Source organism: Streptosporangium sp. NPDC000509, assembly GCF_042898365.1.
Lineage (GTDB): Bacteria > Actinomycetota > Actinomycetes > Streptosporangiales > Streptosporangiaceae > Streptosporangium.
Map to the genome: position 1 here is coordinate 77,229 of NZ_JBIAYX010000010.1, position 26,890 is coordinate 104,118.

Below are 26,890 nucleotides of genomic sequence, written 5' to 3' on the forward strand. Positions count from 1 at the left end.
GCACCGCGATGGATCGAGGCGTGGGGTTACCAGAACGAGTGACATCGCCACCGTGGGTCGGAATGTGACGTCACGAGAACGGGTGACGGCACCGCGGTGGATCGGAAGGCGGTGTCACGAGAACGAGTGACATCGCCGCCGTAGGTCAGGGTGTGACGTCACCAGAACGAATGACATCGCCGCTGTGGATCGGGAGGCGGCGTCACGAAAACAGGTGACGTCGCCCTCCTGGCGCAGGGTGCGGAATCACGAGAAAGGCCGCCGCCCCCAGAAAAAACGGGGGCAGCGGCCTTTTGTCAGCGCGTAGCTTCGCGCCAAGGGGTGCTAGGCGGGAAGGACCACCACGAAACGACGGGGCTCCTCGCCCTCGGACTCGCTGCGCAGGCCCGCCGCGGCGACGGCGTCATGCACGATCTTCCGCTCGAACGGGGTCATCGGCTGCAGCGACTTGGGCTCGCCGTTCCGCTTGACGTCCGCTGCGATCTTGGTGCCGAGCTCGCTCAGCTCGCTCCTGCGGCGGTCGCGGTAGCCGCCGATGTCGAGCATCAGGCGTGAGCGCTCACCCGTCTGGCGGTGGACCGCGAGGCGGGTCAGCTCCTGGATGGCCTCCAGCACCTCACCGTTGGGGCCGACCAGGTCGCCGCCCTTGATATCGACGACCGACACCACGGCGCGATCGCCTTCGACATCCATGTCGATGTCACCGTCGATGTCGGCGATGTCGAGCAGACCCTCGACATAGTCCGCCGCGATCTCGCCTTCCTGCTCCAGGGCGGCGAGATCGGGAACCGCCTTCGCGGGCTCCTTCTCGGCCTCGGCCTCGGTCACGTCCGGCCACTCCTTCGTGCTGTCGGGATGAGACGTCAGGACTTCTTGCTGCCGGTCCGCTTACTGCGGGGCTGGCGGGTGGGCTGCTGCCGGATCACCTTGGTCTCCGGTACCGCAGGCGCCTCGGGCTCGGGAGCGGTCTTCTTGACCTTGCTCAGCAGGCTCGGCTTGGGCTCGGGAGTGGTGACGTTGCCCTTGGCGTCGACCACCGGGGAGGGGTTGCGGCTGTAGAACCAGTGCTGCTGGCCGAGGGTCCAGACGTTGGTGGTGACCCAGTAGAGGATCAGGCCGAGGGGGAAGTTCAGCGAGAAGATCGCGAACAGCGGCGAGACGTACATCAGGATCTTCTGCTGCTGCGCCATCGGGTTGTCCGGCATCTGGGCGATCGAGCGGGTCACGCTCTGCCGGACGGTGAGGAAGGTCGTCAGCGAGCTGACCGCCACGAAGATCGCGAGCACGACCTTGGTGATGATCGGGTCGGCGTCCAGCTGGACGATGTCGGCAGAGCTCGTGAAGAACGTCGCGGGGATGGGGGCGCCGAAGATGTGCGCGGCCCGGGCGCTGTCGACGAGGGTCTGCGTCATGCCGAACTTGGCGTGCCCGCCGGCCATGGCCTGCAGCACGGTGAACATCGAGATGAAGATCGGGAACTGCGCCAGGATCGGCAGACAGCCACCCAGCGGGTTGGCGCCCTGCCCCTGGTACAGCGCCATGACCTCCTGGTTCATGCGCTGCTTGTCGTTCTTGTACCGCTTGCGGATCTCCTGGACCTTGGGGGCCAGCTCCTGCATCTTCTTCGAGGAGCGCATCTGCTTGAGGAAGAGCGGGAAGATCAACAGTCGCATCAGCACGGTGAGCGTGATGATGGTCAGCGCCCAGTTGAGCCCGCTGTTCCTCGGAATGAAGGTGCTGTAGCCCTCGTGAATCCAGGTGATTACTTGGGCGACGGCTGTGTACAGCCAGTTCAGCCAGGACAGCTCCACCGAGCTAGCTCCCTTGCGTTTCGTCGGACCGGCCCGGGCGCGGGGGCACCGGGTCAAGGCCTCCGGGATGGAATGGGTGGCAACGCCCGATTCTCCGGATCGTCAACCATGTGCCGCGCAGCGCGCCGTGAACGGCCACGGCTTCGAGGCCGTAGGCACTGCACGAGGGGTGGAAGCGGCAACGGGGACCCAGCAGAGGGCTCACGAAGGCCCGGTAGAACCGGATCGGAGCCATCAGGATCCTGGCAGCCGGAGAAATTCCAGCGGTCTGCTGCGCCGTCATCATCGCCCATCCATGCGAGCCCCTGAGGGCTCCAGCCGCCTGAGTAAACGATCCAGCGCGACATCGAGTTCGGCGGCGATGCGCTCGCTTCGCGCGGACGCGGCCGGTGGATTGGCGCGTACCACCAGCAGGCTACCTCTCGGAAGCCGGTCGAGACGGTCTCGCATGAGGTGTCTCAACTGACGTTTGACGCGATTCCTGATGACCGCGCCTCCCACGGCACGGCTCACCACGAATCCCACCAGGGGGGGAGCATCCCTGTCAGAGCGCATGCCGAGGTGCGCGACCAGGGTGGGGCGGCCTACTCGGCTTCCCCTTCTGATCGCGCCGGCGAACTCGTCGCCCCGGCGCATGCGGGACCCTGACGGCAGCACGAGAGATCTTGTTCACCCTGGGCAGGTACGCCTGTCGCCCACCGGCAGCGATGCCGGTGGGCGACAGACGCTACTGCCTCGGCCCGGCGAACGGGCGCAACGGATGCGTCAGGCGGAGATCTCGGCGCGGCCCTTGCGACGGCGAGCGGCAAGGATGGCGCGGCCGGCGCGGGTGCGCATGCGGAGCCGGAAGCCGTGGGTCTTCGCACGACGGCGGTTGTTCGGCTGGAAAGTACGCTTGCTCACGAGTGGGCTCCAGGCTCAAGACGCATCCCCAGCACATGGGGACGCTCGACAATGGCTGACCTGCCGGATGCGGGGCATGCGAAATAGCCGCCGCGTGACAAGCCGACCGTCGTACGTTACGGGTCAGGCGTGTCCCAGGTCAAACCAGAGGCTGTTTCCCAAGCACGCCGACACAGGTTATCCACGTTTCCACAGGCACGTTATCCACCGGCGCCTCGCCGTCCACAGGATGTGCGCTCCGTCCCCCTCGTACGCCACTAGGCTGTGGACAACGTCTTGTACACAGCTGTGGACAGGGCTACTGTCGGCCCTTCCAGACCCTCTCTCCGCTGCGAGGACGCGTCGGACCGCAGGTAACGGGCTGTGCACAGCCTGTGGATTCGATGTGGATTTCGTATGGCGCCCACGAAGGGGCCACGGGACTCCCGGCATGTGGACAACGACGAGATCCGGTGCGCCCGGCGGCCACCGTTGTGGATAAACAGATCGCGGTAGGCCAGCGGGGGCCGCGTCGGGAGGAGGGGAGCCGGACCATGGACGAAACGGACCTCAGCGCTGTCTGGGCGAGGGCTCTTGAGAACTCCCTGAACGAGAACGTCCCGTCCCAGCAGCGGGTCTGGCTCAACATGACCCGGCCCTTCGGCCTCATGAACGACACCGTGGTCCTCGCCGCCCCCACGGATTTCGCCAGAGATGTCCTGGAAAACAAGCTTCGTCCGCTCATCAGCCAGGCGCTCTCCCAGGAGTTCGGCCGCCCGATGCGGGTGGCGGTCATGGTCGACCCCAGCGCGGCGGGCCCCGAGCCAGGGCTCACCCCCCGCCAGGACACTTATCCCCAGGCCCAGCCGCAGGGTTATACACAGCTTGGCGGGGCCCAGCAAGGTTATGCACAACCCTCTCAGGGCCAGCACCACGGGGGTTCCGGGCCGCAGCACCCCTATCCGGGGGGCAACCAGGCCTCGCAGTCGTCCACCGACTATCCACAGGCACAGGCGTTCTCCTATCCGTACCAGCAGGGCGAGGAGCCGCCCCAGCCGTACCTCCCCGCGGAGCCCTCGCAGAGCTCCTCGCAGGGGGAGCAGAGTCCCGGATACGGCCGTGGTTACAACCCCCAGCCGTCCCCGCCCCGGCCCGAGCCCGACTCCTTCGACCGCGGCGCGCCACCCGTGCCCGGCGCGGGCGGCGCCGGAGGGGTTCAGAACAGATGGGACGGGCGCGGGAGCAGGACGCAGGGCGAGCCGGCCCGGCTGAACCCGAAGTACACCTTCGAGACCTTCGTGATCGGCTCCAGCAACCGGTTCGCGCACGCGGCGGCGGTCGCGGTGGCCGAGGCGCCGGCCAAGGCGTACAACCCCCTGTTCATCTACGGTGACTCGGGCCTGGGCAAGACCCACCTGCTGCACGCGATCGGCCACTACGCCCAGAGCCTCTACGACGGCGCGCGGGTGAGATACGTGAGCTCGGAGGAGTTCACCAACGACTTCATCAACTCCATCCGCGACCACAAGGCCGACAACTTCCGTGGCCGCTACCGGGCGGTGGACATCCTGCTGGTGGACGACATCCAGTTCCTGGAGGGCAAGGAGCAGACGCAGGAGGAGTTCTTCCACACCTTCAACACCCTGCACAACTCCAACAAGCAGATCGTCATCTCCAGCGACCGGGCGCCGAAACAGCTGGTCACGCTGGAAGACCGGCTGCGTAACCGGTTCGAGTGGGGTCTGATCACCGACGTCCAGCCGCCCGAGTTGGAGACCCGGATCGCGATCCTGCGCAAGAAGGCGATCCAGGAAGGGCTGGCCGCGCCGCCCGAGGTGCTGGAGTACATCGCGAGCCGCATCTCCACCAACATCCGCGAGCTGGAGGGCGCCCTGATCAGGGTGACCGCGTTCGCGAGCCTGAACCGGCAGTCGGTGGACCTGCAGCTCACCGAGGTCGTGCTCAAGGACCTGATCACCGAGGACGCGGGCTCCGAGATAACGGTCGCCACGATCATGGCCTCCACCGCCGCCTACTTCGGCCTGTCGATCGACGACCTGTGCGGCGGGTCGCGCTCGCGGGTCCTGGTCACCGCCCGCCAGATCGCCATGTATCTGTGCAGGGAGCTCACCGACATGTCGCTGCCGAAGATCGGCCAGCAGTTCGGCGGCCGCGACCACACCACGGTCATGCACGCCGACCGGAAGATCCGCTCCCTGATGGCCGAGCGACGCTCGATCTACAACCAGGTCAACGAGCTGACGACCCGGATCAAGCAGCAGTCCCGCAATGGATGATGAGGTTTTTCACCCCGTGATGCACAGGCTGTGGAAAACCTTGTGGATCAACGGTTCGCGCGGACCTCGGGAGCTCGGGGGCGCCGAACCATGATCATCCGGAAACCCGCTGGTCCGAACGCTGTTCGGCGTCTGTGGACAACTCTGGGGAGAACCTGGGGACAACCTGGGGACAACTCGTGGATAACCTGGGGACGCCCTGTGGGGAGAGTTTTCCACAAGGACAAAACGACCTCCTACCCCGTGGATAACCTGGGGAAACCTCGTGGAAAACTTGGGGACAGAGGGCACCGAATCTGGGGACGGCCTGTGTGTACTCCGGAGTTCTCCCCAGCCCCAAGAGTTGTCCACAGCGGCCACCCACAACCCCGGTGGATGAAAAAACAGCACTTGACCTGCGGAAACAACGGCTTTCCACAGTATCCACAGCCCCTAATACGAAGGCCACTTGTATCTCTAACTAGGAAACCCAAGAGCCATAAGAGGGGTTCCGAGGGAGCGCGGGTGCGCGAGAGTGAACACTTCAACCCCAGGCACCGAGCGGATGGCGCTCGACACACAGGAGGCGGATCCACGTGATGTTCCGGGTCGACCGAGACGTGCTCGCTGAGGCGGTCGCATGGACGGCGCGCAGCCTGCCCGCGCGTCCCTCCGTGCCGGTGCTGGCCGGCATGCGTCTTGAGGTCACGGAGGACGGGCAGCTCAAGCTCTCGGGCTTCGACTACGAGGTCTCCGCGGAGGTGACCCTCGAACTGCAGACGGGCGAGGCGGGCGTGGTGCTCGTGTCGGGAAGGCTCCTGGCCGAGATCACCAGGGCGCTTCCCGCACAGCCTGTGGATTTCGTGGTGGAGGGCGCCAAGGCCGTCGTCACCTGTGGCAGCGCCCGCTTCACCCTGCTCACCATGCCTGTGGAGGACTACCCCTCCCTGCCCACCATGCCCCCCGCCGCGGGACGGATCGGCAGCGACGTGTTCGCCTCGGCCGTCGGCCAGGTCGCCGTGGCCGCGGGCAAGGACGACACCCTGCCGATGCTCACCGGCGTACGTGTGGAGATCGAGGGCGACACGGTCACCCTCGCGGCGACCGACCGCTACCGCCTCGCCGTACGCGAGCTGAAGTGGCAGCCGGGCCAGCCCGACTTCTCGGCCATCGCGATGATCCCCGGCAGGACCCTCGCCGACACGGCCAAGGCCCTGGGCGGCACCGGGGCCGAGGTCGAGATCGCGCTGAGCTCGGCCGGCGGCACCGGCGAGGGCATGATCGGCTTCTCCAGCGCGGGACGCCGCACCACCACCCGGCTGCTCGACCCCGAGTTCCCCAAGTACCGCTCGCTGCTGCCGACGGAGTTCTCCGCCCGCGCCGAGCTGCCGACGGCCGCCTTCGTCGAGGCCGTCAAGCGCGTGGCCCTGGTCGCCGAGCGCAACACGCCCGTACGGCTGGCCTTCCGCGGCGACGAGGTCGTCCTGGAGGCGGGCAGCGGCGACGAGGCACAGGCGGTCGAGGTGCTCCCCGTCGACTTCGAGGGCGACGACATCAACATCGCCTTCAACCACCAGTTCCTGCTCGAAGGGCTCGGCGCGATCGACTCCGACGTGGCCCGCCTGCAGATGACCACGTCCACCAAGCCCGCCATCCTCACCGGGGGCAAACCCACGGACGACGGGAGTGCTCCCGACTACCGCTACCTGATCATGCCCATCCGCCTGTCGAGCTGATGCCCGCCCACCCGACGGGGGCCCGCGAAGGCCGGGCGCGGCGGATCCCTCCACAGGCCATGGGACGGACCGGGAAAAGGATCTCGCGGCGGCACCGGAGACCGGCGGGGAACGCGACCCCGGGGTGGACACGGTGACGGGTGGGGACTCGGGACCGTCCGGCGGGGCCGGAGGGGGAGCGACATGGCTCAAGGCGTGCCTGAACGGCGCCAGGAGGCCCGGCGAGCACCCGGCCCTCCCTCTGAGCCCTCTGGAGCTCGCTGAGGCGGCCCGTGAGGCTCGTGGGGCGGGTGCGGACGCCGTTCACATACATCCGCGCGACGAGGCGGGCAGCGAGTCGCTCAGCGCCGCGCACATCGGGGCGGCCGTGCGCGCCGTACGCGAGGCGTGCCCCGGTCTCCCCGTCGGGGTGAGCACAGGGCTGTGGATAACCGGCTGGGATGTGGACGCGCGGCGCGAGGCCGTGCGCGGCTGGGCCGGGCTCGCCCCGGGCGAGTTGCCGGACTTCGCGTCGGCGAACCTCTCCGAGCCCGGATTCGAGGCCCTGTGGCACGACCTGCGGCGGCTCGGCGTCGACGTGGAGGCGGGGGTCTGGTCGGTGGAGGACGCCGACGCCCTCGCCGCGACCGGCCTGGAGTGCGCACGGGTGCTCGTCGAGATCATCGGAGGCCCCGCGGACACCGCCCTCCCGCGGGCGCGTGCCATCCTGGTTCGTCTCGCCGAACTCGGCGTCCCCGGCCCGAGGCTGCTCCACGGGGAGGGGGACCCGACCTGGATTCTCCTGGACGAAGCAGGGCAGGCTGGACTCGCCACGCGCATCGGCCTGGAGGACGTTATCCACAGCCCTGTGGGTGGCCCTGTCGGCGGGAACGCCGAGCTGGTAAGACTTGCGCGGGCACGCTTGGCGTAGGTGAACACGAAACCCTGAAGGGGGTGCTCGTATGCAGATCGGCATGGTCGGGCTGGGCAAGATGGGCGGCAACATGGCTGAGCGCCTGCGCCGAGGAGGTCACGACGTCGTCGGATACGACCGTGATCCCGCGGTCAGCGACGTCGCCGACCTGGAGGAGCTCGTGGAGCGGCTCCAGGCGCCGCGCACCGTGTGGGTCATGGTGCCCTCCGGTGAGCCGACCAGGGCGACGGTCAGGGCACTCGGCGACCTGTTGTCACCCGGCGACACCCTCGTCGACGGCGGCAACTCGCACTACGTCGACGACCAGAAGCACGGCGCCGAGCTCTCGGCCAAGGGCATCGGTTTCGTCGACTGCGGCGTGAGCGGTGGCGTCTGGGGATTGCAGAACGGCTACGCGCTCATGGTCGGCGGCGACAAGGCCGAGGTGGAGCGGGTCATGCCGATCTTCGAGACCCTCAAGCCCGAGGGCGACGACGGTTTCGTCCACGCGGGCACGGTCGGCGCCGGCCACTTCGCCAAGATGGTCCACAACGGCATCGAGTACGGCATGATGCAGGCGTTCGCCGAGGGCTGGGAGCTGCTTCAGGCCTCCGACATCGTGACCGACGCGGCCGGCTCGTTCAAGAGCTGGCGGCAGGGCACTGTCATCCGCTCCTGGCTGCTGGACCTGATGGTCCGCGCGCTGGAGGAGGACCCGACCCTGGCTGAGCTGGAGGGCTACGCGCAGGACTCGGGCGAGGGCCGCTGGGCGGTGCAGGCCGCCGTGGAGCTGGCGGTCCCGCTGCCGGTCATCACCGCCGCCCTGTACGCCAGGTTCGCCTCCCGCCAGGACGACTCGCCGGCGATGAAGGTCGTCGCGGCCCTGCGCAACCAGTTCGGCGGCCACGCGGTCACCTCCAAGGCGGGCGCGACCGAGAAGGGCGCAGACTCCCCCGGCGCCGACGTCACGCCCCCGGTCGAGACGGCCGGATAGCCAGGCCGGCCCAGCATCGGCCCACTGCGGGCCCACTGCGGGCCCACTGCGGGACCATCCTCGGTCCACCGTCTCCGGCGGCTCGCGCCACGACCTTTTTCACAGGGTGCGAGCCGTACGGGCACGGGAGGCCGCGGTGACGGACGAGGCCGACTAATCTTCCTGGGGTGCATGTCGCCCATCTCTCCCTCACCGACTTCCGGTCCTACGAGAACGTCGACCTCGGCATGGAGCCGGGGGTCACGGCCTTCGTCGGACCCAACGGCATGGGGAAGACCAACCTCGTCGAGGCGCTGGGTTACGTGGCGACGCAGGCCAGCCATCGGGTCGCCAACGACGGGCCGCTGATCAGGCAGGGCGCGGCGCGGGCGGTCGTCCGCTCGTCGGTGGTACGCGACGACCGGCGCGCGCTGATCGAGCTGGAGATCAACCCGGGCAGGGCCAACCGGGCCAGGCTGAACCGTTCCCCGGTCCCCCGTCCCCGCGAGGTCGTCGGCCTGTTGCGCACGGTCCTGTTCGCCCCCGAGGACCTCGCCATGGTCAAGGGCGATCCCTCGGAGCGGCGCCGGTTCCTCGACGACCTCCTGGTGGCCAGGACGCCCAGGTTCGCGGGGGTGCGCGCCGACTACGACCGGGTGCTCAAGCAGCGCGGTGCCCTGCTGCGCACCGCCGCGCAGGCCAGGAGGGGCCGGGGCAGGAGCACGCGGCGGGCGGAGAGCGACGCGGCGTTCGCCGAGGCGGGGGCGGGAGACCCGCTGAGCACCCTGGAGGTCTGGGACGCCCACCTGGCCACGCACGGCGCCGAGCTGCTCGCGGCCAGGCTGGAGCTGGTCGAGACGCTACGCCCGCTCGTCGCCGCCTCGTACGCCTCCCTCGCGCCGGACTCCGCGGCCGCCGCGCTGGAATACCGGGGCACCCTGGCCGCGGACGCCGGGACCGATCGCACCGAGCTGGCCAAACGGCTGCGCGCCGGCCTGCTGGAGGTCCGGGCCTCGGAGCTGGAACGCGGTGTCACCCTCGTCGGCCCGCACCGCGACGACCTGTTCCTCGGCCTGGGTGAGCTGCCCGCGCGCGGCTACGCCAGCCACGGCGAGTCGTGGTCGTTCGCGCTGGCGCTCAGACTGGCCGCCTACGACCTGCTCAGGGCCGACGGCGGCGATCCGGTGCTCATCCTCGACGACGTCTTCGCCGAGCTGGACAGCAGGCGCAGGCGCCGCCTGGCCGAGATGGTCGCCCCCGCCGAGCAGGTTCTGATCACCGCGGCGGTGTCCGACGACGTGCCCGCCGAGCTGGCCGGAGGCCGTTTCGACGTGACCGAGGGAGGCGTGGCCCGTGTCCGATGACGCAGGGGGGCGCGCGAGCGGCCCGGTGCCCGTGCCGCGGGCCCCGGAGCCGAGGGGGCGCGCGGCGGCGGGGGAAGGCCGGGAGCGGGGAGGCGGGAGCCGGGCGGCCGGGCCCGCCCCGGGTTCGCGAGGCCCGGCGGACCCGGTCGGTAAGGGCCCGGCGGGCTCGGCCGGTAACGGTAAAGGCTCGGCGGACCCGGCGGGCACGGGTGCGGACGGGGCGGCCGCCGGTTCCGCGAGGAGCGCGGCGGCCAAGGGGGCCGCGCTGGCGAGGGAGAAGCTCGCCCAGGCCAAGTCGGACGCCGCCAGACGGGGGCAGCTGCCCCGCCGAGAGCCGCGGCGCAGGGCGTCGGGGGCGCGCAGGGACGCCGGCGACCCCCAGCTCCTCGGCAGGGCGATCGCGGACCTGCTGTCGGACCGAGGCTGGGAGCAGCCCGCCGCGATCGGCGGCGTCTTCGGCCGCTGGCCCGAGATCGTCGGCGCCGACATGGCGGCCCACACCAAGCCGGAGACCTTCGCCGACGGCGAGGTCGTGGTGGTCGCCGACTCCACCGCATGGGCCACCCAGGTCCGTCTCCTGGCGAGGACGCTCGTCCGGAGGTTGAACGAGGAACTCGGGGACGGAACGGTACAAAAGGTAAAGGTTCGCGGCCCGCAGAACGGTCCCCGCTCCAGCGGCGGTCTGCGTGTCACCGGGAGCCGCGGTCCGGGCGACACGTACGGCTGACACGGGCCTGAAAAACGGATCAGCGGCTCTTCTGGCGCGACGAACCCCCTCCGCGTAGGGGGATGTCCAAGACGATGATCGTCGCGCGACAGGCCATTCCAGCGGCTGTCAATGCCACATGATGTGTTCTGAGCCGCTAGAATGAAATCGAATTCCGGACACGTCCGTTTGCGTGCCACCCCCCCGGCGAGCATGTCGGCTCCCCTGGGTGAGCGCATCGGGGCATTCACGACGGTGACGGGCACGGCGGGGCTACATCTTGTCTCCCTGCCGCGTGTCCGCGGCAGGAGGATTTCGCACTTGTCCTACGACGCTAGCTCAATCACCGTTCTCGAAGGGCTTGAGGCGGTCCGTAAGCGCCCCGGTATGTACATCGGCTCGACCGGCGAGCGCGGTCTGCACCACCTCGTCTACGAGGTCGTCGACAACTCCGTCGACGAGGCCCTGGCCGGGCACGCCGACCGGATCGAGGTCACCCTGCTCGCCGACAACGGCGTTCGGGTCGTCGACAACGGCCGTGGCATCCCCGTCGGCATCGTCCCCGGTGAGAACCGTCCCGCGGTCGAGGTCGTCCTCACCGTGCTGCACGCGGGGGGCAAGTTCGACGACAAGTCGTACGCGGTCTCCGGCGGACTGCACGGCGTGGGTGTCTCCGTCGTCAACGCCCTTTCCAGCAAGCTCGATGTGGAGATCCGCACCGACGGGCACTACTGGCGGCAGAGTTATGTCGAGAGCAGGCCCACCGCGCCCCTGGCGAAGGGGGAGAAGACCGACTCGACCGGCACCTCGATCACCTTCTGGGCCGACGGGAGCATCTTCGAGACCACGACCTGGCACTTCGAGACCCTCGCGCGTCGCTTCCAGGAGATGGCCTTCCTCAACAAGGGCCTGACGATCTCGATCAGGGACGAGCGCCCCGATTTCGTCGACGGAGAGGAGGGGGAGCCCCGGGAGGTCACCTACCACTACGAGGGCGGCCTGTCCGACTTCGTCAAGCACCTCAACTCCAAGAAGGAGCCGGCCCACCTCTCGGTGATCGACTTCGAGGCGCAGGGCGAGGGCATCGCCGTCGAGATCGCGATGCAGTGGAACAACTCCTACAGCGAGTCGGTCTACACCTTCGCCAACACGATCAACACCGCCGAGGGCGGCACCCACGAGGAGGGCTTCCGCGCGGCGCTGACGTCCATCGTCAACCGCTACGCGCGCGAGCAGAAGTTCCTCAAGGAGGGCAAGGACGACAACCTCGCGGGAGAGGACATCCGCGAGGGGCTCACCGCGATCATCTCGGTGAAGCTGACAGACCCCCAGTTCGAGGGACAGACCAAGACGAAGCTGGGCAACACCGAGGCGAAGTCGTTCGTCCAGAAGGCCTGCAACGACCACCTGCGCGACTGGTTCGAGCGCAACCCCGGCGAGGCGAAGGACATCATCACGAAGTCCCTGCAGGCCTCCCGCGCCCGCCTCGCGGCCCGTCAGGCCCGCGACCTGACCCGGCGCAAGTCGCTGCTGGAGTCGGGCTCGGGGCTGCCCGGCAAGCTGGCCGACTGCCAGTGGAGCGATCCGGAGAAGTGCGAGCTGTACATCGTCGAGGGAGACTCGGCGGGCGGCTCGGCCAAGGGCGGCCGCGACTCCAAGTTCCAGGCGATCCTCCCGATCCGCGGCAAGATCCTCAACGTCGAGAAGGCCCGGATCGACAAGGTCCTGCAGAACAACGAGGTCCAGGCGCTGATCACCGCCATGGGCACGGGTGTGCACGACGAGTTCGACATCACCAAGCTCCGCTACCACAAGCTCATCCTGATGGCGGACGCCGACGTCGACGGCCAGCACATCACGACGCTGCTGCTCACCCTGCTGTTCCGCTTCATGCGGCCCCTGATCGAGGCCGGGCACGTCTACCTCTCCCAGCCGCCCCTCTACAAGATCAAGTGGGACCGGAAGGGCGAGGACGCCTCCTACGCCTACTCCGACCGCGAGCGTGACGCGGTCATCCAGGCCGGTATCGACGCGGGCAAGCCCGACCCCCGGCCGCGCGACAACGTGCAGCGCTTCAAGGGACTGGGCGAGATGAACGCGGGCCAGCTCTGGGAGACGACCATGAACCCCGACACCCGCCTTCTCCTCCAGGTCACCCTCGACGACGCGGCCCAGGCCGACGAGCTGTTCAGCGTGCTCATGGGTGAGGACGTCGAAGCCCGTCGTTCCTTCATCATTAGGAACGCCCGGGATGTCCGTTTCCTCGACGTGTAGCGGTAGCCGTACCAGAAAAGGATCCTGACCTGTGACGGAAGTCAACACTCCGCCCGGCCCTCCGACCGACCGCGTCGAGCCGGTCGACATCCAGTCCGAGATGCAGCGCAGCTACATGGACTACGCGATGTCGGTCATCGTCTCGCGTGCGCTGCCGGACGTCCGCGACGGCCTCAAGCCGGTGCACCGCCGCGTGCTGTACGCCATGTACGACGGCGGTTACCGGCCCGACCGCGGCTACTTCAAGTGCTCCCGCGTCGTCGGTGACGTCATGGGCTCCTACCACCCGCACGGCGACACGTCGATCTACGCGACCGTGGTGCGGATGGCGCAGCCCTGGTCGCTGCGCTACACGCTGGTCGACGGGCAGGGCAACTTCGGTTCCCCTGGCAACGACCCGCCGGCGGCGATGCGCTACACCGAGTGCAAGCTCGCGCCCATCGCGATGGAGATGCTGCGCGACATCGACAAGGACACCGTCGACGTCGTCCCCAACTACGACGGGCGCTCCCAGGAGCCCCTCGTCCTGCCCTCGCGCTTCCCCAACCTGCTGGTCAACGGGGCGGCGGGCATCGCGGTCGGCATGGCCACCAACATCCCGCCGCACAACCTGCGGGAGGTGGCGAACGGTGTCATCTGGTGCCTGCAGAATCCCGACGCCGACGACGAGGAGCTCCTCGAGGCGCTGATCGCCCGCGTCAAGGGGCCCGACTTCCCCACCGGCGCGCTGATCGTGGGCAGGCGCGGCATCGACGACGCGTACCGCACCGGTCGCGGCTCGATCACCATGCGGGCGATCGTCGAGGTCGAGGAGGACGCCAAGGGCCGCCAGTGCCTCGTCGTCACCGAGCTTCCGTACCAGGTCAACCCGGACAACCTCGCGCTGACCATCGCCGAGGCGGTGAAGGACGGCAGGATCAGCGGCATCGCCGACGTCCGCGACGAGAGCTCCTCGCGGGTGGGCCAGCGTCTGGTGATCGTGCTCAAGCGCGACGCGGTCGCCAAGGTCGTGCTGAACAACCTCTTCAAGCACACCCAGCTGCAGACCACCTTCGGCGCCAACATGCTGGCCCTGGTCGACGGCGTGCCGCGCACGCTCAGGCTCGACCAGTTCGTCCGCCACTACGTGGCGCACCAGATCGACGTCGTGGTCCGCAGGACCCGATACCTTCTGCGCAAGGCCGAGGAGCGGGCACACATCCTGCGCGCGCTGCTCAAGGCCCTGGAGCGGATGGACGAGGTCATCGCCCTGATCCGCCGGTCGCCCTCGGCGTCCGCGGCGCAGGGGGGCCTGATGGCGCTGCTGGAGATCGACGAGATCCAGGCGCAGGCCATCCTCGACATGCAGCTGCGCAAGCTGGCCGCCCTGGAGCGCCAGCAGATCACCGACGAGTACGACGCGCTGATGGCGCAGATCACCGAGTATCAGGCGATCCTCGCCTCGCCCGAGCGGCAGCGCTCAATCGTCCAGGAGGAGCTCACCGAGCTCACCGGACGGTACGGCGACGACCGCAAGACCGAGATCATCGCCTACGAGGGCGACATGTCGATCGAGGACCTCCTGGCCGAGGAGGACATGGTCGTCACGATCACCCGCGGCGGCTACGCCAAGCGAACCAACACAGACCTTTACCGGGCGCAGAAGCGCGGCGGCAAGGGCGTGCGGGGCGCGCAGCTGCGCCAGGACGACATCGTCGACCACTTCTTCGTCACCACGACGCACCACTGGCTGCTGTTCTTCACCAACAAGGGCCGTGTTTACCGGGTCAAGGCGTACGAACTGCCCGACTCCGGCCGCGACGCGCGCGGGCAGCACCTGGCGAACCTGCTGGCCATGCAGCCGGACGAGGTCGTGATGGAGGTCCTCGACCTGCGAGACTACGAGGTCGCCCCGTACCTCGTGCTCGCCACCCGCAGCGGCCTGGTGAAGAAGACGCGCCTTTCCGAGTACGACTCGCCGCGCACGGGTGGTCTCATCGCGATCAATTTGCGCGAAGATGACGAAGTGATCGCTGCCAGACTGGTGTCGGAGGACGACGATCTTCTCCTCGTCTCACGCGGCGCCCAGTCCATCCGCTTCACGGCGTCCGACGAGGCCATGCGCCCGATGGGCAGGGCGACGAGCGGCGTGATCGGCATGCGATTCCTCGACGGGGACGAGCTCCTCGCGATGAACCGGATCGCCGACGGCGACAACGTTCTGGTCGCGACCGAGGGCGGATACGCCAAGCGCACCCCCGTGGATCAGTACCCTCTTCAGGGAAGGGGCGGAAAGGGAGTCCTGACCGCCAAGATCGTAAGCGCCCGTGGCAAGCTGGTTGGCGCGGTCATGGTCAGACCCGAGGACGAGGTTTTCGCCATCACGTCCGCCGGAGGGGTTATCCGGACGAGTGCCGGGGAGATCAAGCAGTCTGGCCGCCAGACGATGGGGGTTCGGCTGATGAATCTGGCGGAGGGGGACAGCGTCGTGGCGCTGGCCCGCAATGCGGAGGCGCTGGAGACCGGGGAGAACCCGGTGACCGGGGAAAGCGCCGAGACGCAGGTGGAGACCGGTGAGAACGGGGAAGGGGAGAATCCGTGAATGCTCAGGGCAAGCCGGGATCGCGCCCCGCCTCCTCGTCGACACGCGATCAGGCGACGGAGAAGATGGACAAGATCGCTGGAACGAAGGACGTCGAGGCGGCCTCGTCACCGGTTAACGGTAGCGTGCCCGCGCCGGAAACCGATGGATCGGTATCCGACAATCGCAAGGGCAGGCAAAAAGTGACGACGACAGAGGACGGCAAGCAAGCCGACACCACGGTGCGGATCCGTCCAAGCGGATCTCCACCACCATCCGCGCCACCGCAGTCCTCACACCCGCAGGGAGGGCAGCAGGGGCGTTCCTCGTCCGCGTCCTCGCCGGGGGGACAGCAGGGCCGTTCCCCGTCCGCCTCGCCCGGGCCGTCCGCCCCGCCGCCGGGACAGCAGAGCCGGCCGTCGGCCGGGCAGCAGAACAACCGTGCCTCGTGGTCGCCCGGCAGCCTGTCGTCGCCCCAGGCTCCGGCCGACGCGGCCGACAGGAAGGCCGCGGACGTCGGCGGCCCGAGGTCGCCCCGCAAGGCGCACCTGGTGCTGCGCAGGGTCGAGCCGTGGTCGGCGATGAAGTTCAGCTTCGTCGTGTCGCTGGTCTGCTTCGTGGTGCTGTTCATCGCGGTCGCGGCCCTCTACATGGTGCTGTCCAGCCTCGGGGTGTTCGAGAACATCATCCAGACGGTCACCCAGCTCACGACGGCCGACGGCAACGCGACCAACGGCGTGGACATCGCCTCCTGGTTCGAGCCGGTCCGCATCCTGGGCTACACCGCCCTGATCGGCGCGGTGAACGTCGTGCTGATCACCGCTCTCGCCACCCTCGGCGCCGTGATCTACAACATCGCCTCCGACCTGGTCGGTGGCGTGGAGGTCACCTTCAGCGAGGCCGAGTAGTCGTCCCGCCGAGTGTCCCCGCCCTCTTTCCGGGGCGGGGACATGGCGCGAGCAGGTGCCGAAACAGGGTAAGCTTTTCCCTGTTCGAGCGAACGGGTTCGTCTCCGCCAAACGGATACGGGACCGTTCGTCTGTGTGATGAGGGGCTATAGCTCAGACGGTTAGAGCGCTTCCCTGATAAGGAAGAGGTCCCAGGTTCAAGTCCTGGTAGCCCCACCCAGCTCAGAGGCCATTTCCCAGCAGGGAAGTGGCCTTTTTTGATCTTCCGAGTGACTAAGTGAGTGACTACGCTCCCCTGGTCTCACCGGGAAAGATCAGGTTCATTGCCTCAGCCCCTTCGAGCAGTACCGGCCGGAGTTGCTTGCGGTAGACCTTCTCCGTCACCACGGTCCCCTTGTGGCCGACCAGGCGGGAGATGTTCTCCAGGGCCATGCCGGAGTCCGACAGCAGCGAGACGAAGCTGTGCCGCATCTCCCGAGGAGTCCACTCGTCGGGGTCCAGGTCGGTCCTCTTGAGGATCACCCGGAAGGCCCTGCGGACGTTGGCCGCGTCCAGTTCGGTTCCGTACTTGCTCGCGAAGACGAGATCGTTCTCCTGCCACAGGTCCCCCGCCTTCTCCCGTGCGAGCGCCTGCCGCTCACGGTGCCCGCGCAGCGCGTCCACGCACAGCCTGGCTTCGAGCCGAAGATCGTGCGCAAGCGCCAGCGGCGGCTGTCGGGTGTTGATGAGATGGTCATCTCCCTGTCGGCCAAGGGGTTGAGCACCGGGGAGATCTCCGCGCACTTGGCTGAGGTCTACGGCGCGGAGGTCTCCAAGCAGACCATCTCCACCATCACCGACAAGGTGCTGGAGGGCATGGCCGAGTGGCAGAACCGGCCACTGGATCCGGTCTATCCAGTGATCTTCATCGATGCCATTCATGTCAAGATCCGCGATGGTCAGGTCGCCAACCGGCCCATCTACGTGGCGTTGGCGGTCACCGTCGACGGCGAGCGCGACATCCTCGGCCTATGGGCTGGCGAGGGCGGCGAGGGCGCGAAGTTCTGGCTGCACGTGCTGACAGAGATCAAGAACCGAGGCGTGGCCGATGCGCTGATGGTGGTCTGCGACGGACTCAAGGGGCTGCCGCAGGCGATCGAGACCGTCTGGCCGCAGGCCATCGTGCAGACCTGCGTGGTGCACCTGCTGCGCGCCTCGTTCCGTTATGCCGCTCGTCAGCACTGGGACGCCATCGCCAAAGCACTGCGGCCGATCTACACCGCGCCGACCGAGGCCGCCGCACTGGAGCGGTTCTATGAATTCGCCGAGGCTTGGGGCGGCAAATACCCGGCCATCGTGAAGTTGTGGGAAGACGCCTGGGCCGAGTTCGTGCCCTTCCTCAACTTCGACGCCGAGATCCGCCGGGTCATCTGCTCCACCAACGCGATCGAGTCGGTCAACGCCCGCATTCGCCGGGCGGTCAAGGCTCGTGGCCACTTCCCGAACGAGCAGGCCGCGCTCAAGTGCGTCTACATGGCCATCATGAGCCTGGACCCCACCGGCAAGGGCCGCAAACGCTGTCACCCGGTGGAAGGCCGCACTGAACGCCTTCGCGATCACCTTCGAAGGTCGTCTGACCTCGCCCTCCCGATAGAACCAATCAAAATCGAGATACACCGTTAACTAGACAGACCCCACTAGGTCTAGAGGTACGGGGCTCTAGAGAGTTTGAGGACAGGACGAAAGTCGGCGGCTAGGGTCATAGTCCATGACAGACCCTGAGAAATTGCTGCAAACCTCTGACTGGTACGACCATGAGGGGCCGCATTCCCCCTTCGGAGTCACGCGTGGGGCGAGCATCGGGTATTGGTTCGGGCAGCCCACTTGGCGACAAGAACAGAAGCGAAGGCGGTGGGATTCGGTGCCCGCGTACGAGACCTACAGTTGGCGAACTATCAACGACTGCTGCCTGACGTACGGGTTCCGTAAGGGATACCGATTCCGGGCGGGCGATTTCAGCGATCGACAGAGTGACGAGGAGATCCGGAGATTCGCGGAGAAGGCGAAGACCGGACCCCATTGGCACAACGCCCTTGCAGTGGCGCGGGGCACGGCGATCGGGTTCGCCGCTGGGAGAGCAAATGGAATAGGACCGCGCCGCGTGCCTGCCGACATGATCAAGACCTGCTGTGCTGCCTATGGCTTCTGGGAAGGTTGCCGAGTCGGATGCACTGTGTTCTTCGACAACGCGACCAGCGACGAGAGGGCCCGTTACGACCTTGAGTGGCGCATCCGACGGAACGAAGACGGTTGGGGATGAACGGCGATGCCACTCACCCACCCCCTTTGGTGTACAGCCGGGGAGTACAGCAGCAGGAGTAGTGAAGCGGTCCGGGTCTGATGGAGGCTCTGGTCTGCCCCAGATCCGGTGGTGAGGCGATGAGTACACCGCTGCCCCGGTTAGTGAAGTCGATCTCGTCCAGGGGGCTGCATGGTGACCCTGGTAAGCGTGGCGACATCGTCAACGCGCACGGCTTCGGCATGAACGCCTATGGCGCACCGGTCTACCACTTGCGCCGCATGCGCGAGGAAGGGCTGTTAGACGCCTACGCCACCAGCTTCGAAGCCGTGTGGAAACAGTCCCGACTGCCCGGCGAGGAGCGGTAAGTGGCCCGCACCGAGTACTACGACGATCCCGACGCTCCCGAGCCGAACAGCCTGGTCGTGGGGGTGTCCGCCGTGGTCGTCGACGACGAGGGACGCATTCTCATGCAGAGGCGCACCGACAACGGGCTGTGGGCACTGCCCGGAGGCGGGATGGACCTCACCGAGTCGGTGCCGCAGGCGGCCGTACGGGAGGTGAAGGAGGAGACCGGCTACGACGTCGAGGTGACCGGGATGGTGGGCCTCTACACCGACGCCCGGCACATCATCGCGTACAGCGATGGGGAGGTACGCCGCCAGTTCAACGTCTGCCTGACAGCCCGCGTCGTTGGCGGAACGCTCGCGGTCAGCGACGAGTCGACCGACGTCCGCTGGATCAGCCCCGATGAGTTCGAGGAACTGTCGATGCACGACACGCAGCGCCTCCGGATAGAGCACTTCCGTCAAGGGATGCCGACGCCCTACATCGGATGAAGCGAGCCCTCTGAGATTCGTTGCCACGTTCCTGCCTGATCGTGATCACCTGCTGTTGATCACGGCACCTAGGAGCCGCGTGTCGAGCATGTCTTGAGAGAAGGGGAAACCAGTGATCTTTCTTGCCAGGGCGAAAGCACGCGGGAATTCTCCGGGGTCAGAGTCCTCTAGGTCTTCGTCCAGATCTAGGTCGGAATCCAGATCGGGGTCCAGTCCGACTTCGCGCATCATGTCGACAAATCGATCGGGATCGCTGCCTGCGCGCGCGTCGGGACCCAGCAGGTCAAACCAAGTGACCATTTCGCCATCGGCCGCGTAGACGAAAAAGTCCGTGGCGTGGAGGTTGCGATTGATCGACACGACCTCGGTCGCTTGGGAAAGCCGTTTCAGCAGAGGACGGTCGACCGCGATCGATGCCGCCCAGAACTGGATGAGCACTGTCCAGCCGTCTGTCTCCAGTGCGCCTACGTAACCGGTGCGCATCTTGTCGTCCGAGTCGATGCATTTCATCGTTCGTTCCTGCAGTTCTTCGAAGGTGGCCTCTTCGATCCCGTCGGTCTCCGCTCCGAGACGGGTCAGCGCCTCGACAGGGGAGAGGGATCGAACGAAGGACACGCAGGAGACGTCGTGGAACGGCCCGAACTCCGAAAGCCAGCCGAATTCCTCGTGCAGGTCTGTCACTGTGACTCCCATGATCAGTTGCGCGTCATGATGTCACTCGTCACCGACAAGGGTGGTGCCGCTGCTCATGGGGGTACTGGCAGCGCCTCAGAAGATGCGGCGGTGAGTGACCAACCGAGTGACAACGACCACGGACGAGGCCGGACGTCGGTGGATCACCATGGACCGTATGCGCAGGTGAAGACGGGTATAGCCCATGGTTCCGCACCCTACCGGCTTGCCTGATGAGGAAGAGGTCCCAGGTTCAAGTCCTGGTAGCCCCACCCAGCTCAGAGGCCATTTCCCGATAAGGGGAGTGGCCTTTTTGATCTTCCGGGTGATCAGGTGAGTGACCACGTTGCCCCGGCGTCATCCTCGTCGCGAGAACGTGCCGGTGGTCGTCGTGTCACATGCTCTGGCGAGGCGGAGGGTGAAGTGGGAAGGCGTTCTTTGGCTCGGCCGGGCCGACGACCTTGATGTCGGAGTCGAACCTGCCGATGGCGGAGGACAGAGCGATCCACGTTCGTGACCTCGGCTGATCATGGGTGCGGGCGCCACGAGGTGTTCGCGGGTGGTGCGTGGCTTTTCGCAGGTAGGGGATGGCGAGGGCGAGTGGCGGTTGGACGTTTGCCCACGAGGGAGCGGGTAAAGACCTGGCCTCACGTGGAAAGAAGCGCCGCTCATGGAGTGCGGAGTCGCCGGGTAGGGCACACGTCCGAACGAACGATGTCCGTACCCCGTGTCGCGGAGCCGGTCAAGAACGGGGATTCCGGGTCGTGAGCAGCGGGATCCCATAACCGTGATCAGGTCATGTGTCGAAGCCGGAGGCATCGCGTAGCGCCGCCGGCTCTCGACGGTCCGACCGCGCCTTGGGCGCGTCGGACCCCGAGGACCGGACGTGATCTCACACGGTGCCGCCACACCTTGAGGGGGAACGATGGAGAAGTCTCATCCGATGAAGGAAACGGTCGACAAGGTCGTCGACAAGGTGGTCGACGCCGTGTCGGGCGATGGATCTTCGGGCGTGGTCCCCGGCCGGCCGAGCAGCGGGACACCGTTGCTGGATGAGCCGACCGAGCCTCGGGCGCCTCTGCCGCCCAAGCCCGACCAGAGCGGCCCCGATCCCTTCACCCCGACCGGGCAACCCACTGATGTGCCGCCGGCGGCGCGGGCGCAGGGCGGCGAGTACCTGACGACGGCGCAGGGCCTGCGGCTGGCGGACACCGACCACTCGCTCAAGGCCGGTCCCCGCGGACCGGTGCTGCTGCAGGACCATCACCTGCGCGAGAAGATCATGCATTTCGATCACGAGCGCATTCCCGAGCGCGTCGTGCACGCCCGCGGCGCCGCCGCGCACGGCGTCTTCCGCGCCTACGGCAACGCCTCGACGGTGACGAAGGCGGCGTTTCTCGCCGAGGGCGTCGAGACGCCGGTCTTCGTGCGTTTCTCGACCGTCCTCGGGTCACGGGGATCGGCGGACACGGTGCGTGACACGCGGGGATTCGCCACGAAGTTCTACACCGGCGAGGGTGTCTTCGACCTGGTGGGCAACAACATCCCGGTGTTCTTCATCCAGGACGCGATCAAGTTTCCCGACGTCATCCACGCGGCCAAGCCGCATCCCGACCGGGAGATCCCCCAGGCCCAGAGCGCGCACGACACGTTCTGGGACTTCGTGTCCCTGCACACCGAGGCCACCCACCACACCATCTGGAACATGTCCGACCGGGCCATCCCCCGCTCCTTCCGGACGATGGAGGGTTTCGGCGTCCACACCTTCCGGCTCGTCAACGCCGAAGGGGCGACGACGCTGGTGAAGTTCCACTGGAAGCCCAAGGCCGGGGTGCACTCGCTGGTGTGGGAGGAAGCCCAGATCATCAACGGCATGGACCCGGACTTCCACCGGCGCGATCTGGCCGACGCGATCGAGGCGGGCGCCCACCCGCAGTGGGAGCTGGGCATCCAGGCATTCCCCGACACCCCCGAGCAGACCTTCGAGGGCATCGACCTGCTGGATCCGACGAAGATCGTTCCCGAGGAGCTGGCGCCGGTCCAGCCGATCGGCCTGCTCACCCTCAACGCCAACCCGACCAACTTCTTCGCCGAGACCGAGCAGGTCGCCTTCCACCCGGGTCACCTGGTACCCGGTATCGACATCACCGACGACCCGCTGCTCGCGGGGCGCCTGTTCTCGTACCTGGACACCCAGATCAGCCGGTTGGGCGGCCCCAACTTCGCGCAGATCCCGATCAACCGCCCGCACGCCCCGGTGAACGACATGCTGCGTGACGGCCTGCACCAGACGGCGGTGCACGCGGGCGTCGCCCCCTACAAGCCCAACTCCCTCGACGGCGGCTGCCCCTTCTTCGCGGGGCAGCAGGAGGGCGGGTACGTGGAGAGGCCGGTGCAGGTCGAGGGCCGGAAGGTGCGCGAGGCTCCGGCGTCGTTCGCCGACCACTTCAGCCAGCCCCGCCGGTTCTGGCTGAGCCTCACCCCGGTCGAGCGCGAGCACGTCATCTCCGCGTACACCTTCGAGCTCGGCAAGGTCTACGAGCAGCCGATCAAGGAGCGCACCCTGCGGGTGCTCGCCGAGATCGACTCGTACCTGTGCGCGCAGGTGGCCGCGGGACTGGGTCTCCCCGTGCCGGAGCCGACGGGGCCGCCGGCTCCGGTCGAGCCCAGCCCCGCGCTCTCCCAGCTCGGCCGGACCTGGCCCACCACCGGGCGGATCGTCGGCATCGTCGTCGGTGAGAACAGCGGCCTGGAGACGGTGCGCGCCGTTCGCCAGGCGATCCTGGACGGCGGCATGGTGCCGCTGGTCGTCGCCCCGGCGGGTGGCGCGCTCGGAGCGGACGGAGCCGATCCCGTCACCGTGCAGCGCACCTTCGCCACCGCCCGGTCGGTGGAGTTCGACGCCCTGCTGCTGGCCGGTGCGCCCGCACCGGGCAAGGACGCCTACGGTGCCCGGGACGCCAAGGCGGGCACCGGCACGCTCGCCGCGGGAATCGACCCGCGGGTGCTGCTGATGCTCGGCGAGGCGTTCCGCCATGCCAAGCCGCTCGGTGGCTGGGGAGATGCCGAGCGGGCGCTCACCGCCGCGGGGATCGACACCGCGGCACCCGGCGTGCTCGTCGGCGAGAGCGGCGACGGCGTGCTCGGGGAGGTCGTGCGGCTGCTGGGGCAGCACCGGGTCTGGGAACGCTTCCCCACCGCGATCGACATCGCCTGACGGGAACGCTCGGGGCGAGGCGGTGGCCTCGTGGGCCGACGGGCGCGTACTCCGGCTCGTCGGCCCACGGACGGCCACCGCCTCGCCCCGAACGCCGGTGACGCCGGTCAACCTCGACATCAACGCGCGCGATCACGGCGGCCTCTCCCCGCGCGCCGGTGACGCCGTATCTCCGGGCGCGCCGCCTCAGGGGAGCGCGTCGACCACGAGAACATTAATCCTTTTAGCGTGTTATGTCGTTTTTGTCAGGGTAAATCGACTCTGCACGATGGGAGTCGAGCCATGACAACACCAGATGGACGACGCGTCGTAGTGATCACCGGAGCCAGCGCGGGCATCGGCCGGGCCACCGCCCGCCGTTTCGCCGCCCGGGGCGATGCGGTGGCGCTGATCGCCCGAGGTGCCGACGGCCTGGAGGGGGCCGCGCGTGAGGTGCGTGAGGCGGGCGGAAAGGCGCTGGTCATCGAGGCCGACACCGCCGATCATGATCAGATCGACGCCGCCGCGGAGCGGACAGAGGACGAACTCGGTCCCATCGACGTGTGGGTGAACGTCGCCTTCGCGTCGGTGTTCGCCCCCTTCACGCAGATCACACCCGAGGAGTTCCGCCGCGCGACCGAGGTCACCTATCTCGGCTTCGTCAACGGCACACGCGCCGCGCTGAAGCGGATGCTTCCCCGCGATCACGGTGTGGTCGTCCAGGTCGGCTCGGCACTGGCATACCGCGGGATTCCGCTGCAGAGCGTGTACTGCGGAGCCAAGCACGCCATCCAGGGATTCAACGAGTCGCTGCGCTGCGAGTTGCTGCACGACAAAAGCGGTGTACGGGTCACCATGGTGCAGATGCCGGCGGTCAACACGCCGCAGTTCGACTGGGTGCTGTCGCGCCTGCCCGGCCATCCCCAGCCCGTTCCCCCGATCTACGAGCCCGAGATCCCGGCCGACGCCATCCTTTACGCGGCGGAGCACCCGCGGCGGCGCGAATACTGGGTGGGAGTCTCGACCGCGGCGACGCTCCTCGCCAACGCGGTGATCCCCGGCCTCCTGGACCGATACCTGGCCTGGACGGGCTACGCCTCCCAGCAGACCACCGAGGTGACCCACCGGACCCCTCCCAACCTGTGGCGTCCGGCCGACGAAGAACCCGGTACCGACGAGGGGGCGCACGGCTCCTTCGACGACAAGGCGATAACGCGCAGTCCTCAGCTCTGGGCCTCCCAGCATCACGGACTGCTCGCGGGGGCCTCGGCCCTGACGGCCGGGCTGGGCGCTCTGGCGTGGGCGCACCGGCGCACGGCGAAGGGAACGAGGTGGCGCGGACCGTTCGAGGAACGGTCGATGCCACCGGTGCGGGCGATCGAGGTCACGCGCGCGGTATGGGGCCTGGCGCTGCTGCTGGCGCCCTCGCAGGTGCTCCGCGTCCTCGGGGGGAGAAGGAGTCGCGGGGCGAAGGTCGTCGCCCGCCTGCTGGGTGCCAGGCAGCTGGGCCAGGCGGCCTGGTCGGGCCTTCGCCCCAGCCGGTCGGTGCTCGCCGGTGGCGCCGTGATCGACCTGGTGCACGCCGGCACCGCCGTGGCGCTCGGGGTGGTCGACGGCCGCTGGCGCCATGTCGCGCTCTCCGACGCGGGGGTCGCCCTCGCCTGGAGCCTGGCCGGACTGCGCGACAGCGGCAGGTCGTGACGCCGGCCGCGTCACAGGAGGGTACGCGCACCGCTTCGCCCGGCTCCTCGCGCCGAGAGTGTCACCGCCGACTCCAGCAGCAGTGCGTGCACGAACGCCTGGGGCAGGTTGCCACGCGACTGCCGCTGGCCGATGTCGTACTCCTCGGTGTACAGGCCCGGTGAGCCGCACGCGGCACGGTTGCGCTCGAACCAGCGGACCGCCTCGACCTCGTCTCCGCTCTGGTAGGCGGCGAGCGCGGCCATCAGCCCGCACATCACGAAGGCGCCCTCCGCCTCGCCGAGAGGCCGCTCGTCCTGCCGGAAGCGGTAGAGGTAACCGTCACGTTCGAGGTCGGTGTGTACGGCCGTACGCGTGGCGACGGTCCGCGGATCATCCGGCGCGAGGGCGCCGCGGATGGCCGGGATGAGCAGGGCCGCGTCCACCCGTCGATCGTCGAAAGCGCGCTGCCAGCGGCCGGACGGGTGGAGTCCGTGTCGTGAGGTGTGGGCCAGGACGGTATCGGCGAGGGCGCTCCAGCGAGCGGCCTGCCTGGCCGGGGCGACGTCGGCCGCCGCCTTCAACCCGGCGACGCAGATCAGCTTGGAGTGCACCCACTGCCGCGGGGGCAACTCCCAGATTCCCGAGTCCGGCTCCCGCCACCGTCGTGCGATGGTGTCGAGCGCGCTCTCCAGGGCGTTCCAGGAGTCGATGTCCAGCCGATCCCGGCGCGCGGCGGTGGCGAGGAGCAGCAGCGCCTCGCCGAACGCGTCCAGCTGGAACTGCCCGGTCACCCAGTTGCCCACTTTGACCGACGACCCCGGGTAGCCGGGCAGGAAAGGCAGCGGGCGCTCCTCGGGCACACGGTCGCCGCCGGTGGTGTAGGCGGGTGCCAGATGAGGGCCGTCGGCGAGCAGCCGTGCGGTGACGAACGCGACCGCCGCGTCCAGCAGATCGTCGAGACCGGCGACCGCCGCCGCGCGGCCCGCGTAACACTGATCGCGGACCCAGGTGTAGCGGTAGTCGTAGTCGCGGCCTGCCTCGGCGCGCTCGGGCAACGAGGTGGTGGCCGCGGCGACCATGCCGCCGCCCGGTGTCGTCATGCCCCGCAGCAGCGTGTGGGCGTGTACGGCGTCGCGGTGGGCGATGCACCCCCGCAGGGAGGGCGCAGTGACGAGCCACGACTGTTCGGTGGTGCGCCATGCCGTCACCGGATCGACGGGTGCCACGTCGAACGGCCGGCAGGCCAACTCCAGCACGAGGTCGTGATGCCCTCCCTCGGGCACCCGCAGATCGGCGCGTAGCTCTCCCCCGGTTCCCTGGTGGGCGTGCTCGGCACCCGTCCAGCGCAGGTGGAGGTCGCCGGTGCGCCCGCTCCAGACTCCCGCCTCGCGGTGCGGTTCGCGCAGGGACCGCCTGCCGAAACCCGCCCGCGGATCGAGGATCACCGCCACCCGGGCGGGGCCGTCCACAGCCTGTATCCGGCGCAGCAGCACGGCACGTTCCGGATCGGCGGGGAAGGCGAGGGCCTCGCGGCACTCGACGATGCCGTGCGAGGTCACCCACCGGCTGTTCCAGATCAGCGAGCCGTTCTCGTAGAACCCGCCCCACACGAACCGCGCACCGATGGGCGTGATGGCGTACACGCCACGACCGCCGAGCAGGTTCGTGAACACGGCGTCGGAATCCCAACACGGCACGCACAGCCAGCAGATGTCCCCCATCGGGCCGATCAGGGCACCGCGATACCCGTCGGCGAGAAAGGCGTACTGCCGCAGCACATGCGGAACGAAGCCCACGGCGTCCTCGCTCGTCATGGAGCCGGCCTCCCTTCTCGGCGTGT

Annotated in this window: 21 protein-coding genes, 1 tRNA gene and 1 pseudogene; 15 read left to right on the plus strand and 8 right to left on the minus strand. The window is 68.2% G+C overall.

The features are described 5' to 3' along the window. Positions 1-324 precede the first annotated feature (324 nt). The 5 genes from ACFY3D_RS19395 to rpmH all read right to left on the minus strand — a co-directional run bounded on the left by ACFY3D_RS19395 (position 325) and on the right by rpmH (position 2,714). Complete coding sequence (locus ACFY3D_RS19395) at positions 325-828, minus strand: R3H domain-containing nucleic acid-binding protein (protein ID WP_350941863.1); 504 nt, start codon at positions 826-828, stop codon at positions 325-327. 35 nt (positions 829-863) lie between these two features. Beyond that, on the minus strand, positions 864-1,811 hold the full coding sequence (yidC, locus tag ACFY3D_RS19400; RefSeq protein WP_350941864.1) for a membrane protein insertase YidC: 948 nt from the start codon (positions 1,809-1,811) through the stop codon (positions 864-866). 4 nt (positions 1,812-1,815) lie between these two features. Beyond that, positions 1,816-2,094: a membrane protein insertion efficiency factor YidD gene (yidD, locus tag ACFY3D_RS19405; RefSeq protein ID WP_362513746.1), complete on the minus strand. Its 279-nt coding sequence runs from the start codon at positions 2,092-2,094 to the stop codon at positions 1,816-1,818. Continuing rightward, positions 2,094-2,468: a ribonuclease P protein component gene (gene rnpA / locus ACFY3D_RS19410; protein ID WP_350941866.1), complete on the minus strand. Its 375-nt coding sequence runs from the start codon at positions 2,466-2,468 to the stop codon at positions 2,094-2,096. The genes yidD and rnpA overlap by 1 nt, the downstream gene beginning before the upstream one ends. 108 nt (positions 2,469-2,576) lie before the next feature. After that, positions 2,577-2,714: a 50S ribosomal protein L34 gene (gene rpmH / locus ACFY3D_RS19415; protein ID WP_329088117.1), complete on the minus strand. Its 138-nt coding sequence runs from the start codon at positions 2,712-2,714 to the stop codon at positions 2,577-2,579. 533 nt (positions 2,715-3,247) lie between these two features. Here rpmH and dnaA point away from each other — a divergent pair. The 10 genes from dnaA (at position 3,248) to ACFY3D_RS19465 (ending at position 16,598) form a co-directional block, all read left to right on the plus strand. Continuing rightward, positions 3,248-4,990: a chromosomal replication initiator protein DnaA gene (dnaA, locus tag ACFY3D_RS19420; protein ID WP_389981043.1), complete on the plus strand. Its 1,743-nt coding sequence runs from the start codon at positions 3,248-3,250 to the stop codon at positions 4,988-4,990. A gap of 575 nt (positions 4,991-5,565) precedes the next feature. Beyond that, complete coding sequence (gene dnaN / locus ACFY3D_RS19425; RefSeq protein ID WP_362513183.1) at positions 5,566-6,705, plus strand: DNA polymerase III subunit beta; 1,140 nt, start codon at positions 5,566-5,568, stop codon at positions 6,703-6,705. A 133-nt stretch (positions 6,706-6,838) separates the two neighbouring features. Beyond that, positions 6,839-7,615 (plus strand): 3-keto-5-aminohexanoate cleavage protein, encoded by a 777-nt coding sequence (locus ACFY3D_RS19430; RefSeq protein ID WP_389981045.1) that lies wholly within the window; start codon positions 6,839-6,841, stop codon positions 7,613-7,615. Between the two features lie 31 nt (positions 7,616-7,646). Further along, the gene (gene gnd, locus ACFY3D_RS19435) at positions 7,647-8,591 is read left to right on the plus strand and encodes a phosphogluconate dehydrogenase (NAD(+)-dependent, decarboxylating) (protein ID WP_389981047.1); all 945 of its coding nucleotides are present in this window, start codon (positions 7,647-7,649) and stop codon (positions 8,589-8,591) included. A 167-nt stretch (positions 8,592-8,758) separates the two neighbouring features. After that, positions 8,759-9,934 carry a DNA replication/repair protein RecF gene (recF, locus tag ACFY3D_RS19440; RefSeq protein ID WP_389981049.1) on the plus strand — a complete coding sequence of 392 codons (1,176 nt, stop codon included), beginning with the start codon at positions 8,759-8,761 and terminating at the stop codon, positions 9,932-9,934. Continuing rightward, complete coding sequence (locus ACFY3D_RS19445) at positions 9,924-10,661, plus strand: DUF721 domain-containing protein (protein ID WP_389981051.1); 738 nt, start codon at positions 9,924-9,926, stop codon at positions 10,659-10,661. The genes recF and ACFY3D_RS19445 overlap by 11 nt, the downstream gene beginning before the upstream one ends. 300 nt (positions 10,662-10,961) lie before the next feature. Further along, positions 10,962-12,914 carry a DNA topoisomerase (ATP-hydrolyzing) subunit B gene (gene gyrB, locus ACFY3D_RS19450; protein ID WP_350941877.1) on the plus strand — a complete coding sequence of 651 codons (1,953 nt, stop codon included), beginning with the start codon at positions 10,962-10,964 and terminating at the stop codon, positions 12,912-12,914. 31 nt (positions 12,915-12,945) lie between these two features. Continuing rightward, on the plus strand, positions 12,946-15,495 hold the full coding sequence (gene gyrA / locus ACFY3D_RS19455) for a DNA gyrase subunit A (protein ID WP_389981053.1): 2,550 nt from the start codon (positions 12,946-12,948) through the stop codon (positions 15,493-15,495). 182 nt (positions 15,496-15,677) lie between these two features. Then, complete coding sequence (locus ACFY3D_RS19460) at positions 15,678-16,382, plus strand: DUF3566 domain-containing protein (protein WP_389981055.1); 705 nt, start codon at positions 15,678-15,680, stop codon at positions 16,380-16,382. A gap of 142 nt (positions 16,383-16,524) precedes the next feature. Beyond that, positions 16,525-16,598: transfer RNA gene (locus tag ACFY3D_RS19465), tRNA-Ile, on the plus strand. Between the two features lie 69 nt (positions 16,599-16,667). On the opposite strand, the gene ACFY3D_RS19470 is transcribed toward ACFY3D_RS19465, so the two are convergent. Beyond that, complete coding sequence (locus ACFY3D_RS19470; protein WP_389981057.1) at positions 16,668-17,045, minus strand: tyrosine-type recombinase/integrase; 378 nt, start codon at positions 17,043-17,045, stop codon at positions 16,668-16,670. A gap of 12 nt (positions 17,046-17,057) precedes the next feature. On the opposite strand from ACFY3D_RS19470, the pseudogene ACFY3D_RS19475 reads away from it, so the two are divergent. The 3 genes and pseudogenes from ACFY3D_RS19475 to ACFY3D_RS19485 all read left to right on the plus strand — a co-directional run. Beyond that, a pseudogene (locus ACFY3D_RS19475) lies at positions 17,058-18,015 on the plus strand (IS256 family transposase); the annotation flags it as partial. Positions 18,016-18,800: 785 nt separating this feature from the next. Further along, on the plus strand, positions 18,801-19,028 hold the full coding sequence (locus ACFY3D_RS19480) for a hypothetical protein (protein WP_389981059.1): 228 nt from the start codon (positions 18,801-18,803) through the stop codon (positions 19,026-19,028). After that, a complete protein-coding gene (locus tag ACFY3D_RS19485) occupies positions 19,029-19,499 on the plus strand; it encodes an NUDIX hydrolase (protein ID WP_389981061.1) in 471 nt (156 codons plus the stop codon). A gap of 45 nt (positions 19,500-19,544) precedes the next feature. On the opposite strand, the gene ACFY3D_RS19490 is transcribed toward ACFY3D_RS19485, so the two are convergent. Beyond that, positions 19,545-20,180, minus strand: a complete 636-nt coding sequence (locus ACFY3D_RS19490) for a DUF6461 domain-containing protein (protein ID WP_389981063.1) — start codon at positions 20,178-20,180, stop codon at positions 19,545-19,547. A gap of 934 nt (positions 20,181-21,114) precedes the next feature. On the opposite strand from ACFY3D_RS19490, the gene ACFY3D_RS19495 reads away from it, so the two are divergent. Continuing rightward, the gene (locus tag ACFY3D_RS19495) at positions 21,115-23,388 is read left to right on the plus strand and encodes a catalase (protein ID WP_389981064.1); all 2,274 of its coding nucleotides are present in this window, start codon (positions 21,115-21,117) and stop codon (positions 23,386-23,388) included. 282 nt (positions 23,389-23,670) lie between these two features. Continuing rightward, positions 23,671-25,068, plus strand: coding sequence for an SDR family oxidoreductase (locus ACFY3D_RS19500; protein WP_389981066.1), 1,398 nt, complete (start codon positions 23,671-23,673; stop codon positions 25,066-25,068). An 11-nt stretch (positions 25,069-25,079) separates the two neighbouring features. Here ACFY3D_RS19500 and ACFY3D_RS19505 read toward each other — a convergent pair whose 3' ends face one another. Next, entirely contained in the window at positions 25,080-26,864 is a 1,785-nt protein-coding gene (locus ACFY3D_RS19505; protein ID WP_389981068.1) for a glycoside hydrolase family 15 protein, read from the minus strand. Positions 26,865-26,890: the final 26 nt, after the last annotated feature.